The 13,953-nt window shown below is 72.1% G+C and carries 13 protein-coding genes and 1 other RNA gene; 13 read left to right on the top strand and 1 reads right to left on the bottom strand.

The features are described 5' to 3' along the window. Positions 1-62: 62 nt before the first annotated feature. The 13 genes from BIV04_RS03595 to ssrA all read left to right on the top strand — a co-directional run bounded on the left by BIV04_RS03595 (position 63) and on the right by ssrA (position 11,990). On the top strand, positions 63-1,229 hold the full coding sequence (locus tag BIV04_RS03595) for a cysteine desulfurase family protein (RefSeq protein ID WP_071254160.1): 1,167 nt from the start codon (positions 63-65) through the stop codon (positions 1,227-1,229). Between the two features lie 227 nt (positions 1,230-1,456). After that, positions 1,457-2,212 carry an acyl-CoA dehydrogenase gene (locus BIV04_RS03590; protein ID WP_255364131.1) on the top strand — a complete coding sequence of 252 codons (756 nt, stop codon included), beginning with the start codon at positions 1,457-1,459 and terminating at the stop codon, positions 2,210-2,212. Between the two features lie 11 nt (positions 2,213-2,223). Continuing rightward, on the top strand, positions 2,224-2,832 hold the full coding sequence (locus BIV04_RS03585) for a signal peptidase I (protein ID WP_083396096.1): 609 nt from the start codon (positions 2,224-2,226) through the stop codon (positions 2,830-2,832). Between the two features lie 8 nt (positions 2,833-2,840). Continuing rightward, positions 2,841-3,752: a hypothetical protein gene (locus tag BIV04_RS17020; protein WP_071254158.1), complete on the top strand. Its 912-nt coding sequence runs from the start codon at positions 2,841-2,843 to the stop codon at positions 3,750-3,752. Further along, entirely contained in the window at positions 3,749-5,575 is a 1,827-nt protein-coding gene (locus tag BIV04_RS03575; protein WP_071254156.1) for a choice-of-anchor G family protein, read from the top strand. The genes BIV04_RS17020 and BIV04_RS03575 overlap by 4 nt, the downstream gene beginning before the upstream one ends. Positions 5,576-5,654: 79 nt before the next feature. Beyond that, positions 5,655-6,257, top strand: coding sequence for a hypothetical protein (locus BIV04_RS03570; protein WP_071254155.1), 603 nt, complete (start codon positions 5,655-5,657; stop codon positions 6,255-6,257). Between the two features lie 128 nt (positions 6,258-6,385). Continuing rightward, entirely contained in the window at positions 6,386-6,982 is a 597-nt protein-coding gene (locus BIV04_RS03565; protein ID WP_071254153.1) for an RNA polymerase sigma factor, read from the top strand. Further along, positions 6,979-7,845, top strand: coding sequence for a hypothetical protein (locus BIV04_RS03560; protein WP_071254151.1), 867 nt, complete (start codon positions 6,979-6,981; stop codon positions 7,843-7,845). The genes BIV04_RS03565 and BIV04_RS03560 overlap by 4 nt, the downstream gene beginning before the upstream one ends. A gap of 93 nt (positions 7,846-7,938) precedes the next feature. Continuing rightward, complete coding sequence (prfB, locus tag BIV04_RS03555; protein WP_043593664.1) at positions 7,939-9,048, top strand: peptide chain release factor 2; 1,110 nt, start codon at positions 7,939-7,941, stop codon at positions 9,046-9,048. 103 nt (positions 9,049-9,151) lie between these two features. Continuing rightward, the gene (gene ftsE / locus BIV04_RS03550; protein ID WP_043593759.1) at positions 9,152-9,895 is read left to right on the top strand and encodes a cell division ATP-binding protein FtsE; all 744 of its coding nucleotides are present in this window, start codon (positions 9,152-9,154) and stop codon (positions 9,893-9,895) included. Then, entirely contained in the window at positions 9,892-10,806 is a 915-nt protein-coding gene (gene ftsX, locus BIV04_RS03545) for a permease-like cell division protein FtsX (protein WP_071254148.1), read from the top strand. Before ftsE ends, ftsX begins: the two co-directional genes overlap by 4 nt. A 222-nt stretch (positions 10,807-11,028) precedes the next feature. Further along, positions 11,029-11,505: an SsrA-binding protein SmpB gene (gene smpB / locus BIV04_RS03540; protein ID WP_054147018.1), complete on the top strand. Its 477-nt coding sequence runs from the start codon at positions 11,029-11,031 to the stop codon at positions 11,503-11,505. A 107-nt stretch (positions 11,506-11,612) separates the two neighbouring features. After that, positions 11,613-11,990, top strand: a transfer-messenger RNA (tmRNA) gene (gene ssrA / locus BIV04_RS03535). A 305-nt stretch (positions 11,991-12,295) separates the two neighbouring features. Here ssrA and BIV04_RS03530 read toward each other — a convergent pair. Next, on the bottom strand, positions 12,296-13,837 hold the full coding sequence (locus tag BIV04_RS03530; RefSeq protein WP_071254147.1) for a hypothetical protein: 1,542 nt from the start codon (positions 13,835-13,837) through the stop codon (positions 12,296-12,298). Positions 13,838-13,953 lie beyond the last annotated feature (116 nt).

Raw genomic sequence — 13,953 nt, 5'->3', positions numbered from 1 at the left:
AGGCGCGTGTCGGCCCCGAAATCATCGAGCGTCACCGCCCCACCCAGCCTGAGGACCCGAACATGAGCGTCTACCTCGACCACGCGGCCACCACGCCGATGCACCCGGCGGCCATCGCCGCCTACGCCGAGGCGCTCGGCACGGTCGGCAATCCCTCGTCCATCCACTCGGCCGGCCAGAACGCCAAGCGCGTCCTCGAAGAGGCGCGCGAACGCGTCGCCGCGACCCTCGGCTGCGACCCGATCGAGGTCGTCTTCACCTCGGGCGGCACCGAGGCGGTCAACCTCGCGATCAAGGGACTCTGGTGGGCGAGACAGTCCGACCGACCGCGCCCGCGCCTCCTCGTCCCCGCCGGTGAGCACCACGCGACCGTCGACACCGTCGAGTGGCTCGAACGGTACGAGGGCGCCGTCGTCACCTGGCTGCCGCTCGACGAGCAGGGTCGGCTGCGCGTCGACGCCCTCGCCGCGGCCCTCGACGAGCACGACGACGTCGCCCTCGTCAGCCTGCTGTGGGCCAACAACGAGGTCGGCACGATGCAACCCGTCGACGAGGTCGTGGCGCTCGCCGCGGCCCACGGGGTGCCGGTGCACTCGGACGCCGTCGCGGCCTACGGGCAGGTGCCGATCGACTTCGGGGCCTCCGGGCTCGCGGCGCTCAGCGTGAGCGCCCACAAGATCGGCGGGCCGATCGGCATCGGCGCGCTCGTGCTGTCGCGTTCGGCGACGGTCGTGCCGCTGATCCACGGCGGCGGGCAGCAGCGGCAGGTGCGTTCGGGCACGCAGGACGCCCCGGCCGCCGTCGCCTTCGCCGTCGCGGCCGAGCAGCCGCACGGGGCCTACGAGCCGCTGCGTGACCGACTGATCGCCGGGGTGCTGGCGTCGGTGCCCGGGGCCGTGTTGCGGGGCGACCCCGTCGACCGGCTGCCCGGCAACGCCCACTTCACCTTCGACGGGTGCGAGGGCGACTCGCTGCTGTTCCTGCTCGACGCCGCCGGCGTCAGCGTCTCGACCGGGTCGGCCTGCCAGGCCGGCATCCCCGAGCCGTCGCACGTCCTGCTTGGCATGGGCCTGCCGGCGGACGCGGCCCGCGGTGCGCTGCGCATGACGATCGGGCACACGAGCACCGACGCCGACGTCGACGCGCTGCTCGCGGCACTGCCGACGGCCGTCGCGCGCGCCACGACGGCTGGCTACGCCGACCGGACCCCGGTGCTCGGCGCCCGCTGATCCGGCACCCGGGACGGGCACCCCGGCACCGTCCCCCGAACGGGTGGGTTGTCGCCCCCGCGAGGGGGTGGTGTACTCGTCGTCAACACACGTGAGCACGTCTCACCGGCCGGGCCCCACCATCCCGCGCCGCCGCCGCACCCCGGCTCGCCGCCCGCTCACCACGGGCGTCCATCGCACCACCCGAGCGCCGCCCTCACCAGGCTGCGCGGATCAGGAGCACCACCATGACGCAGCACAGCTCTGCCTCCGACGCCCCTCGCGACGACGCCTCCCACGACGACGTGGCGACGCTCGACGGGGCCACGCCGAGACCCCGTCGTCTCCGCAAGATCGCGGCGCTCGCCGCCGGCGGTGCCCTCGTCGTCGGCGGCCTCGGCTACACGGTCGCCGCCTGGACCGACAGCGAATGGGTCTACGCCGGCGACGGTTCCGGAGGCCCCGGCATCGGCACGGGCACCTTCGAGGTGCAGCAGAGCGTCACGTCGCCCTACACGGCCGGCTTCACCGACTTCGAGGCCAACCCCGGCCAGGCCATGATCTTCACCCCGGGCTCCCAGACCCTGAGCCCCGGCGAGAGCGTCTACGCAGGCGTCGCCCTCCGGACGACCGCGACGACGACCGTCCCCGCCGACGTCCAGGTCCGAGCCGCCGTCCCCGCGACGGGTGTGACCGTCGCCGACGCCGGGGGCTCGCTCTTCTCCGCGCTGACCGTCCGCGTGGCGACCGTCGTGGTCTCCGGCACCGGAGCCGCCCCGACCTGCACGGCCGCCGCTTTCACGGCTCCCACGACGATCGGCACGGGCCCCCTCGCCTCGACGGGCGCGTCGGCCCCGCAGCGTCTCGCCGCCGGGTCCGCCAGCACGCAGTTCTACTGCTTCGAGGTGACCCTGCCGCAGAGCGCCGCGACGGCCGCGTCCACGGCCCTGCAGGGCCGTACGGTCGCACCGGCGTGGGAGTTCGCCTCGACCAGCGTCGAGTGACGGGCCGACCCATGGTCGACACCGTGACCCGGCCCCGAGCGGGGCGCCCGGCCCCCGAGGCCGGGCCGCGCCGCGCGGACCGTCGCGAGCGCCCGGGCCGTCGCCCGCGCCGTCGCCCGGTCGAGGTGGCGAGCACCATCCTGCTGTCGGTGGTCGGCCTCGTCGGTGCGGTCTGCCTGCTCTGGCTCGCCGTCTCGACGGTCCTCGGCCTGTCGCTCGTGGTCGTCCTGACCGGTTCGATGAGTCCCACCGTGCCCGCGGGCGGTGCCGTCGTCACGCGGGCGATCGCCGCGGCCGACGTGCGGCCCGGCGACGTGGTGACGGTGCCCCGACCCGGCTTCGAGGTCCCGGTGACCCACCGCGTGGTCTCGACGACCGCCGTGCCCGGGGACGCCGCCGCGCGATCCCTCGTGCTGCGGGGCGACGCCAACGACACGGACGACCGCGATCCCTACGTCGTGCGCGACGCCCGGATCGTCGTCGCCTCGGCCCCGGGCCTCGGCTTCGTCCTGACGACGATGTCGACCCCGCCGGCCCGAGGCCTCGCGGTCGCCGTCGTCGGTGCCGCCGTCGTGCTGGCCTTCTGGCCGACGCGACGCGGCGCCGCCCGTCGAGGGTGAGGACGACCGTGGACCCGGCGACCGGTGCCCACCGCGGACCCGCCACCCGCGGGCACCGCACCGCGCCGACGCTGCTGGCGGTCGTCGGAACGGCCGCGTTCGTGCTCGGCGGTGCCCTCACCGTCCAGGCCGGCACCGCCCGTGCCCTCGAGCCCGTGCCCGAGACCGGCCTCGACGGCCACCTCGTCCTGGCCGACGAACTGGTCGGCACCGAGGACATCGCCCCCGCGGCCCCGGGTCGCTGGCAGATCGCGACCGACGTCACGACCGGTGACCGGGTGGCGCTCGGTCTCGAACTCGTCAGCTCGGGCTCGCTCGTCGACGACGAGGCCGGACTGACGTTGGGGGTCGAGACCTGCGACGTCGAGTGGCAGCAGGTCGAGACGACGCCGCTGTGCACGACCGGGGCGCGGACCGTGACGGCCCCGACCCGCGCCTCCTCGTTCGTCGACGGCAGTCCCTCGTGGCCGGTGCGCTCGGTCGGGGGCACGGGCCGCGTCTTCGTGCTCGTCAGCCTCGGTCTCGCCGGGGGGCGCGCAGCAGACGACACCTCCTCCATGGGGCGGAGCGCCCGAGTGGGCGTCGGCATCACGGCCACGGCCCTGGACCCCGTCGCGACGCTCCCGGCCGAGCCCGCTCCCGAGCCCGAACCCACCGTCACCGCCACGCCCGGTGACCCGGCGGAGCCCGGGGCCGACGCGACGGACGCGGCGACACCCGGATCCGCGATTGACGGCTCCGACGACGGACCATCCGACGACGGACGCCCCGTCGGCGTGACCCTCAGCGGCGTGGCCGCCCCGCGCTCCCTCGCCTTCACCGGCGGCCTCTCGCTCGGCCCGGCGATCGCGGGTGCCGGCGCCCTGCTCGTCGGCCTCTCGCTGCACCTCCGCGGACGACGCCGGGCGGTGACCTCGTGACCGGCGTGCACGTCCGACTTCGTCACCCGACGGGTACGGCTCGCCTCGTCGCGGCCCTCACCGCGCGCCGGGCCGTCGTCGCGGTCGCGGCCGTCGTCGCCGTCGTGGGAGCCGTCATCGTGCCGCCGCCGCCCGTGACGACCGCCGCCTGGACCGACTCCGAGCGCACGTACGGGCTGGTCGGCACCACGAAGTTCACCTGCGGCACCGACACCGGGTACGCCGCCGCGGCGTCCAGCCGCTTCGTGCGCGGCAGCCTGGCCGGCACCGACCTCGACACCGTCGCGGCCGTGCGCGGGGCGGACCTGGCGCGCACCCGCTCCGGCGTCGTCACCGCGGTGCCGGCGTCGCCCGCCCCGACCACGGACGCGGGAGGCACGACGACGTTCCGCAATCCCCTCTCGGCGAGCGCGGGGTCGGGTCTCGTCGGCCTCGACCTGACCGGGCTCGGCACGAACCTGCCGGCGGGGTCGGCCGGAGCCCTGAACCAGTTCACGCGGGTCGCCCCGACCGGCACGGCGGCCGCCGCCACGGGGTTGGTGAGCGACCAGGGCGGTCTCGGCGTGACGTCGACGACGCCCGCGTCGGCACTGCCCGGCCCGGCCCGCGTCGGCCTCACCTCGGTCCTCCCCGCGACGACGGCGCTCGACCGGGCCGACCTGACCGTGGGGGCGGTGGCGTCGACCGCGACGATCGACGGGTGCCGGGCCCTCGAGAGCCGCATCTGGGGTGACGGCAGCGTGACAGGGGTCGTCCGCGACTACGGCGTCGCCGGTCTCGGCCTCGAGCTGCGCAGCCCGGCGGTGGTGGGGCTGTCCGGCCAGGTGTCGAGCTCGGTGGCGAGCCTGAACACGGCCGCCGCCGGATTGGGTGGCAGGGACGGGGCGATCTCCGGCGTCGTGAAGTCGGGTGTGTTCGACACGGTCAACGCCCTCACAAAGCTGCTCAGCCTCGGGTCCGTGAGCGGCGACGTCGTCATCTCGGGTCTGAACCTGCAGGCCGCGGTCGATCCTCTGCTGGCGGGCTCCGTGACGAGCGCCGACGGAACGGTGACGATCACCCCGGCGACCGGACGCGTGACGGTCGACCTGGTCAAACTGCTGGGACCTTCGGGCGGGGTGAACGGCTTGGCGCCGAACACCGAGATCGTGCTCAGCGCGACGGCGATGAACACCATCACGGCGACGGTGGACGGGCTGCTCGACGGTCTGACCTCGTCGATCGTCACGGCGCTGAAGGCCGCGGTCGACAGGGTGAACCTCGACGTGGCGCTGAAGGTCGACCTCACGGCCACGCTGCTCGGCGCCGCCGTTCCGGTCCTCCGGGTGGACGTCGTCGTCAAGGGGTCGCTGTCGCAGGTGCTCGCGTCGCCGTCGACCGCCCAGGCGTCCGTGACCGGCAGCCTGTTGCCCGTGCTCGGTCTCGGTACGGTCCTCAGCGCGGTGCTGAACGGGCTCCTCACACCCCTGGCGAACTCCGCCCCCGCTCTGGTGGGATCGATCGCGAGCCTGCTGACGACCACGCTCGTCACCCCGATCACGACCCTGGGCACCACGCTCTCGACCACGCTCGCCCCGGTCGTGACCGCGGTGGGCGCCCTGACCACCCGTCTGCCGTCCGTGCTGTCCCTGCGCGTCAACCTGCGTCCCGACCAGGCCGGCTACCCGGGTGGCGTCGTGACCACACCGCCGGCCGACAAGTGGTCGACGAGCACGTACCAGGTGGGGGCGTTGCGGGTGGCCCTGTCCGCCGGTGCGACGACGGTCACCTCGATCGACTTCGCGACCTCCCGCGTCGGCCCCGTCAGCACCGTGCCCCGGTAGCCGCCGCGACCCCGACGGCGTCGGGGCCCGAGGAGGCGCGGGTCGGGCCTCGCAGGCCCCCTCGCGTCAGACTGGGGCCATGCAGCTCTACTCGGCCTCGCCCCTCGTCCGTACCCGCCAGGTGACCGGAGACGTGGTGGCGATCGGCCTCGTCGTCCTCTTCGTCGTGCTCGGGGTCGGCATCGCGTCCTTCATCGGCACGTTCGCGGACCTCGGCCGGCAGCTCGAGGAGGCGGGGGCCGGCTTCCAGGGCACCATGGAGGACGCGTCGCGCGCCCTGGAAGGGTTGCCCTTGGTCGGCGGTGCCGCCAGCGCACCGTTCGACGGGGCCAGCGGCGCCGGACAGTCCCTGGCCGACGCCGGACGGCAGCAGCAGGACGGTGTCGCCCGGGCGGCGCTGGTCGCCGGACTCGTCGTGGCCGGGGTGCCGAGCCTCGTGGTGCTGTGGGTCTGGCTGCGCGGGCGGATCGCGTTCGTGCGCCGCGCCTCCTCGGTCCGTTCGCTGCTCGCCCTGCCGGGCGGCGAGGACCTGCTCGCGCTGCGGGCCCTGACCGGCCGCGACGCGAAGGCCGCGCTCGCCGTGTCGCCCGACCCCGTCGCGGCCTGGCGTGCGGGGGAGCCCGCGGTCGTCCGCCGGCTCGCCGACGTGGCCCTGCGCGAAGCGGGCGTCGCCCGGCGCTGACCGTCGCCGGCCGGTGCCCCACCCGGGGTGACGGGACGAGGGAACCTTTCCGGCCGATCGGACATCTAGGGGAAGCAGCAACGGACCAGAGGGGACGTCGACATGACGACGAGAAGCGAGCGCGACCGGTGACGGCGACGGGGGACGACGAGGTCTGGGCCCGGGCGGTCGGCGGGGACGCGGCCGCGTTCGGGGCCGTCTTCGACCGTCACCAGGCCCGGGTGCACGGCCACGCCCTGCGGCTGTGCCGTCACCGGCACGACGCCGAGGACGTCACGGCCGTGGTCTTCCTCGAGGCATGGCGCCGTCGGGACGCGGTCCGCGTCGTCGACGGCTCGGTCCTCGCGTGGTTGCTGGTGACCACGGGCCACGTCGCCCAGAACCTCGCGAGGTCGACCCGTCGTCACCGCCTCGCCCTGGCTTCCCTGCCGCCGCACCCCGTCGTGGACGACCCCGCCGACGACGTCGCGGCGCGACTCGACGTCGTCGCGCGGGACCGGCGGCTGCGCCTCGCCCTCGACGGCCTCGGCAAGGCCGATCGTGACGTCCTCGGGCTCTGCGTGCTCGAGGAGTTCCCGATGGCGACCGCGGCCGAAGCGCTGGGCGTGCCGGTCGGCACCGTCAAGTCCCGGCTGTCGCGGGCCAAGGCGCGACTCGCGCGAGCGATGTCGGCCTCCGAGCCGACCACCGACCGACCCGTCACCCTGAACGGAGAGACCCGATGAGCGACGCACCGAACGGCCGTCCCGACGGCCCGCACGGTCGGCCCGACCGGCCCGGCCTCGATGGTGAACGCGCCGAAGCGATCCGCGGCCTCCTGACCGAGACCGTCGAGCGAGAACCCGAACGTGCCCGCTCTGCCCGTCGCCGCCGGGTCGTCCTGCTGTCGGTGGCCGGGGTGGCCGCCGTGGCGCTCGCCGTCGGGGGCGTCGCGCTCGCCGGGGGTGGCCCCCTGCCGTCGGGAAACGGTGAAGCGGCCCCCACCTCGCTCCCGTCCGATCGACCCGAGGACGATCCCGGCACGTCGCCGGGTGTCGTCGAACCGGCCGGGACGCCGTCGGCGACACCGGTCCCACCACCGGCACCGGTGGTGGACGATCCGACGGCCCCGTCGACCTGGATCGTGTCCACCGATCGGATCGGGCCGTTGGTCCTCGGCGGGCCGCTCGAGGAGCAGGCCGCCCGGCTGACGACCTTTGACCGGCACCCGGACGACGGCTACGGTTGCCCGGCGTCGTTCTTCTCGGACGGCCGGGGACTGACCCTCGCCCTCTCGCGCGCGTCGTCGCCCGACTCGACCGAGATCGCTACGGTCTCCGCCGACCTGACCTTCGACGACCCGGCCGCCCTGGCGAGCGCCACCCCCCGGACCGCGTCCGGCATCGGTCTCGGCGACGACGAGGCGCGACTCCTCGCCGCCTACCCGGATGCCGAGCTCACGCTCGACCACGACGCCAACTACGGGACGCAGTACGCCGTCGCCGGTGACGACGGGCAGTACCTCGTCTTCGTGGTGGGGACGTCCGGCCGGATCACCGGCATGAGCGTGGGCACGACGCGCATCGCCCCGCCCGAGTACTGCGGATGAGACGAGACCTCATCGTGTCGTCCGGTGGCGCGAGGCGGGTGACGCGGGACACGGGCAGGACCGGCCCACCCGGGCCGGGTAAGCTCGGGGACCATGATCGCACTGGATTTCTCTGAGCAGATTGCCGCCCTCCGGGCCACGTTCGAAGACATCCGTGCGGTGATCGGGCAAGACCGTCTCGTCGCCGAGATCGCCGAGCTCAGCGAGCAGGCGTCGGCCCCCGACCTGTGGGACGACACCGACAACGCGCAGAAGGTCACCAGCGCGCTCAGCCACCGGCAGTCCGAGCTCGAGAAGCTCGAGACCACCGAGGCGCGACTCGACGACCTCGTGGTGCTCGTCGAGATGGCGAACGACGGCGACGACCAAGAGAGCGCCGACGAGGCGCAGGCCGAGCTCAAGGCGCTGCAGAAGATGATGGACGTCCTCGAGGTGCAGACGCTGCTCGACGGCGAGTACGACCCGCGCCCCGCCGTCATCACGATCCGGGCCGGGGCGGGCGGGGTCGACGCCGCCGACTTCGCCGAGATGCTGCTGCGCATGTACCTGCGCTACGCCGAGAAGCACGGCATGTCCGCCACCGTGATGGACACCAGCTACGCCGAAGAGGCCGGCATCAAGAGTGCCACCTTCGAGATCGACGCCCCGTACGCGTTCGGCACGCTCAGCGTCGAGGCCGGCACGCACCGGCTCGTGCGCATGAGCCCGTTCGGCGCCGCCGGCAAGCGTCAGACCAGCTTCGCCGCGGTCGAGGTCATCCCGCTGATGGAAGAGACCGAGTCGATCGACATCCCCGAGAACGACATCCGCGTCGACGTGTTCCGGTCGTCGGGCCCCGGCGGTCAGAGCGTCAACACGACCGACTCGGCCGTCCGCCTGACGCACATCCCCACCGGCACCGTCGTCTCGATGCAGAACGAGAAGAGCCAGATCCAGAACCGGGCCGCCGCCATGCGCGTGCTGCAGTCGCGCCTCCTGCTGCTGCAGAAAGAGGCCGAGAACGCCAAGAAGAAAGAGCTGGCCGGCAACATCACCGCCAGCTGGGGCGACCAGATCCGCAGCTACGTGCTGGCGCCCTACCAGATGGTCAAAGACCTCCGCAGCGAGCACGAGGTCAACAACCCCTCGAACGTGTTCGACGGCGATCTCGACGGCTTCATCTCGGCGGGCATCCGCTGGCGCAAGCGCGACGACCAGGACTGATCCGGCCCCGCCCGCCCGGCGGCTCCCAGCACATCCATAGCAGCCTCGCCGCAGCGAGTCGCTGCGGTGATCGTCGCGGACCGCGCTTAGGGTGATCACCGTCATGATTCGGTTTGATGAAGTCACCAAGGTCTACGTCGGCAACCCCCGACCCGCGCTGAACGCCGTCACCCTCGAGATCCTCAAGGGCGAGTTCGTGTTCCTCGTCGGGGCCAGCGGCTCCGGCAAGTCGAGCTTCCTGCGGCTCGTGCTGAAGGAAGAGAAGCCGTCGCAGGGGCAGATCCACGTCCTCGGCCAGCGTCTCGGCACGCTCTCGAGCCGCAAGGTGCCCTACTTCCGGCGCAACCTCGGCGTCGTCTTCCAGGACTTCCGGCTGCTGCCGCAGAAGAACGTCTTCGACAACGTCGCGTTCAGCCTGCAGGTCATCGGCAAGAGCAAGGGCTTCATCCAGGAGGCCGTCCCCGACGTCCTCAAGATGGTCGGCCTGGTCGGCAAGCAGCACCGCCTGCCGCACGAGCTCTCCGGCGGCGAGCAGCAGCGCGTCGCCATCGCCCGCGCGATCGTCAACAAGCCGGCGATCCTGCTGGCCGACGAGCCCACCGGAAACCTCGACCCCTCGACGAGCGCCGGCATCATGACCCTGCTCGAGCGCATCAACGCCGGCGGCACGACGGTCATCATGGCCACGCACGACGCCGGCATCGTCGACCAGATGCAGCGCCGGGTGATCGAGCTCAGCGCGGGCAACATCCTCCGCGACGAGCGCCACGGCGGCTACCAGACCCAGGCGGTGCCCATCCAGGCCATCGGGGTCGAGGACCTCAGCACGAGAGGAGCCGACGCATGAGACTCGGACTCGTCATGAGCGAGGTCGGCAGCGGCCTCCGTCGCAACGCCTCGATGGTCGTCTCGGTCGTGCTCGTCACGTTCATCTCGCTGACCTTCGTCGGCACGGCGGCCCTCCTGCAGATGCAGATCACGCAGATGAAGGGCTACTGGTACGACAAGGCCCAGGTCGCCGTCTACCTCTGCACCGACACCGACACGACCGGCAACTGCACCGGGGCGATGGCCACGCAGGACCAGATCGACGGAGTCAAGGCGCAGCTCGACAGCGACGTGTTGACGCCCTACGTCGACAAGTTCTACTTCGAGGACCAGACCCAGGCCTACGACCGGTTCAAGCAGCAGTTCGCCGACAGCCCGGCCACCGAGTTCGTGCAGCCCGCCTACCTCAACGAGACCTTCTGGGTGAACCTGAAGGACCCGACGCAGTCCGACGTCCTCACCGAGAGCCTGTCCAGCCTGGCCGGCGTCCAGAGCGTCGTCGACCAGCGGGGGTACCTCGATCCGATCTTCGCGGTGCTGAACGCGGCGAGCTACACGGCCATCGGCATCGCCTCGCTCATGCTGATCGCGGCCGTGCTGCTGATCGCCACGACCATCCGGTTGAGCGCGTTCAGCCGGCGACGAGAACTCGGCATCATGCGCCTAGTCGGTGCGTCCAACCGGTTCATCCAGACGCCGTTCATCCTCGAGGGGGTGATCGCGGCCCTCGTGGGCTCGTTGCTCGCGGGCGGGGCGATCATCGCGATCGTGAACTTCTTCGTGAAGGGCTACCTCGCGGTGACCTTCCAGGGCACGCCGTTCATCGGCCTGCGCGATGCCGCCCTCGTCGTGCCGATCGTCATCGTCGTCGGCATCCTGCTCGCGGCCCTCAGCGCGAACGTCGCCATCAGGCGTTACCTCAAGGTCTAGAAACCGGCCCCGTGAAGGAGGCGCGGTGCCCGTCAGTCGGGCACCGCGCCTCCTGCGGTGGAGCTGTGAGAATCGCGAAGCGATTCCGCGACCCCAGCGCCGAGGGAGCCTGCGACCGAGGGTCGGCATCAGGTGTGGAGAGGCTTTTGTCGTTCGACGTCTCCTGTATACTGAACGGCTGCCTGTCGGCAGCATCCCGACCCGAACGACCAGGAGGCCAGCGTGGCGAAAGAACGCGGTGAGAAGGTCGTGGCCACGAACCGCCGCGCGCGCCATGACTACACGATCGACACCACCTACGAGGCGGGCATCGTCCTGAGCGGCACCGAGGTCAAGTCGTTGCGGCAGGGCCGGGCGTCGTTGGTCGACGGTTACGCCTTCGTCGACGCCGGCGAGGCGTGGCTCGACGCGGTGCACATCCCCGAGTACACCGAGGGCACCTGGAACAACCACGCGCCCCGACGCAAGCGCAAGCTGCTGCTGCACCGCCACGAGATCGACAAGATCGGGCAGAAGACCAAGGAGGGCGGCTTCACGGTCGTGCCGCTCAAGATCTACTTCAGCGACGGCCGGGCCAAGGTCGAGATCGCCCTCGCGAAGGGCAAGCGCGAGTACGACAAGCGTCAGACCCTGCGTGAACGCACCGCGACGCGCGAGGCGCAGTCGGCCATGGCGGCTCGCAAGCACCTGGGGGAGTGATCGTCGGGTCGTCGCCGGTGGCGCGAGAGCGTCGGACGACGTAGACTGATGGGCCGCACGGAAACGTGCGTTGGTAATTCAAGAGCGTGTGACGACGGCCCCCTCATGGGGATGATCGGTTTCGACATCGCCTGTGTGCGAACGAGAAGCGGGCCGAGGATCCAGGGTTATCTCGTAAACGATCTCTGGAAAACAATAAGTGCCAATAACAAGCGCACTGACTTCGCTCTCGCTGCGTAAGCAGTAGAGCCACATGGAGTCCGTCAGTCTGGTGACCGCCTTCTAACCAGATCCTGACGTCATTTAGATGGCTTGCTGTGTGACTACGCCTGGGGGTCACACGGGACTTGCACTCGGGCTGGGCTCGTCGACCTAGAAGCCAGTAACAAAGGTCGGAGCCGAGCAGAACGCCTCATCTGGCTACGCCCGTAGAATGCGTGCAATCTCAGCGATGGACGGGGGTTCAATTCCCCCCATCTCCACCACCGGTCGTCGTCACACGCTCTCGAACACGAACGCCCCCGCCTGATCAGGCGGGGGCGTTCGTGCGTCCGCGGCTGTACGTTCTGCGCCCGCGCCCGCGCCTGCGCCCGCGCTCGCGCTCGCGCCCGCTCCTCGCGCGCTGACACCGTGGCGTTCATGTCGCACCACCGATGTGGTGTCGAACCACGCACATGGATGGTTCGACACCACATCGGTGGTGCGACCGCGACTGCGGGTGCGGCCGGACGCGGGACGGCCCCCGGCACTGCCGAAGCAGTGCCGGGGGCCGTCCTCGTGGTGCGGGTGGTTACTCGCCGGCCACGTCGGTGGTCGCGAGCTTCGCGCGGCGACGAGCGAGGACCATCAGCGTCGAGCCGAGCAGCAGGACGGCGGCGCCGATGCCGATGGCGGCCTCGGTGCCCTCGCTACCCGTGTACGCCAGGCCCGTGGTGCCGGTGGCGATCGGGGTGGCGGGCAGGGCTGCGGGCGTCACGGCGGCGACGAGGCTGAAGGCCACGTCGGCCGAGGGCGCCGAGACGATCGGGTCACCGGCGGCGTCGAGCACCGGCAGGCCGTCTGCGTCGAGCAGGAACGACACGGCGGCGGCCGTGTAGTCGTCCGGCGTCAGGGCGAGGGTGACGGTCCAGTTGCCGGCGGCGTCGACGACGATCGGGTCGGCGGGGTCGGCGGGCTCCGCAGCGGCGGCGGCCCGGCCGTTCTCGGCGGCCTCGAGCTCGTCGAGCTGGTCCGTCGGGATGACGGCGAGCAGGATGTTCGAGCCGGGGGTGCCGGTGCCCTCGAAGGTGACCTGGTCACCGACGACGACCTGGCCCTGGGTGGGCGAGGTGATGGCGGGCGCGTCGAGGACGACGTCGGTCGGGGGAACGGCGCCGACGGCGGGCAAGGCGAAGGTACGGGTGATGTCACCCGAACCGGCGCCGCCCGTGACCTGGGTCACGCGGACGGTCTGGGCCACGGTGGCGGTGTCGGGGTAGGTGTAGTCGAGCGACCACTGGCCGTCGACGACGGCGACGGCGCCGGTACCGGGGAGGCGGTTGCCGTCCGTGCCGAGCACGTTGACGGTCGAGCCGGAGGTGCCGGTGCCCGAGAACGTGACGGTACGCGAGGCGGTCGTCGAGCCTGCGGCGGGGGTGACGACGTCGAGCGTCTGGCCCTGCGGCAGGACGAACGCGACGGGGGCGTCGCCGGTGCCGGCGCCGCCGGTGACCTGGGTCACGCGAACGCTCTGGTTGCGGTCGACGGTCTCGGGGTAGGTGTAGGCGAGCGACCACTGGCCGCCGACGACGGCGACGGCGCCGGTACCGGGGAGGCGGTTGCCGTCCGTGCCGAGCACGTTGACGGTCGAACCCGAGATGCCGGTGCCCGAGAAGGTGACGGTGCGCGAGGCGAGCTGCTGACCACCCACGGGTGCCGTGACCGAGAAGACCTCGGCCGGGGCGACGGCGGGCAGGACGAAGGCACGGGCCTGCGGGTCGCTGAAGCCGCTGCCGCCGTAGAGGCCGGTGACGTAGACGCTCTGGTTGACGGCATCGGTGTCGGCGTACGTGAGCGTCGTCGACCAGGTCGTCGAGTTGCCCGTGTTGATGCGGTCCGCGCGGGTGCCCGAGTCGTCGGTGCCCTTGAAGACGTCGACGGTGGCGCCTGCGGCGACCGTGCCGGACACGACGACGGTCCGCGACGTCGTGGTGGTGCCGGCCTCCGGGGTCGAGATGACCAGCGAGGCGGGGGCCGCCTGTGCGGCGGTGGTCGAGAGGAGAGCCCCTCCGAGGGCGAGCGTGAGGACGGCCGGGACGGCCACCGCACGGCGCCAAGAGAACTTGGTGATCACGTGGTGAGTGCTTTCTTGATCGGTGGTGCAAGCGTCATCGCTTGTCCGCCCACGGCCCAGTGCCGGGTGAGACACGCAGTGCCGGCCCGGAGGGCGGCACACCTCGAAGCTATAGA

The sequence above is a fragment of the Frigoribacterium sp. MCBA15_019 genome (assembly GCF_001864945.1).
Taxonomy (GTDB): domain Bacteria; phylum Actinomycetota; class Actinomycetes; order Actinomycetales; family Microbacteriaceae; genus Frigoribacterium.
Note: the sequence above shows the minus strand (reverse complement) of the source record. Positions and strands in the feature narration are given on the sequence as shown.

Excerpts from the sequence above, each read along its gene's own strand:
- BIV04_RS03595 (WP_071254160.1), top strand. The coding sequence starts at position 63 with ATGAGCGTCTACCTCGACCACGCGGCCACCACGCCGATGCACCCGGCG.
- BIV04_RS03590 (WP_255364131.1), top strand. The coding sequence starts at position 1,457 with ATGACGCAGCACAGCTCTGCCTCCGACGCCCCTCGCGACGACGCCTCC.
- BIV04_RS03585 (WP_083396096.1), top strand. The coding sequence starts at position 2,224 with ATGGTCGACACCGTGACCCGGCCCCGAGCGGGGCGCCCGGCCCCCGAG.
- BIV04_RS03570 (WP_071254155.1), top strand. The coding sequence starts at position 5,655 with ATGCAGCTCTACTCGGCCTCGCCCCTCGTCCGTACCCGCCAGGTGACC.
- BIV04_RS03560 (WP_071254151.1), top strand. The coding sequence starts at position 6,979 with ATGAGCGACGCACCGAACGGCCGTCCCGACGGCCCGCACGGTCGGCCC.
- prfB (WP_043593664.1), top strand. The coding sequence starts at position 7,939 with ATGATCGCACTGGATTTCTCTGAGCAGATTGCCGCCCTCCGGGCCACG.
- ftsE (WP_043593759.1), top strand. The coding sequence starts at position 9,152 with ATGATTCGGTTTGATGAAGTCACCAAGGTCTACGTCGGCAACCCCCGA.
- ftsX (WP_071254148.1), top strand. The coding sequence starts at position 9,892 with ATGAGACTCGGACTCGTCATGAGCGAGGTCGGCAGCGGCCTCCGTCGC.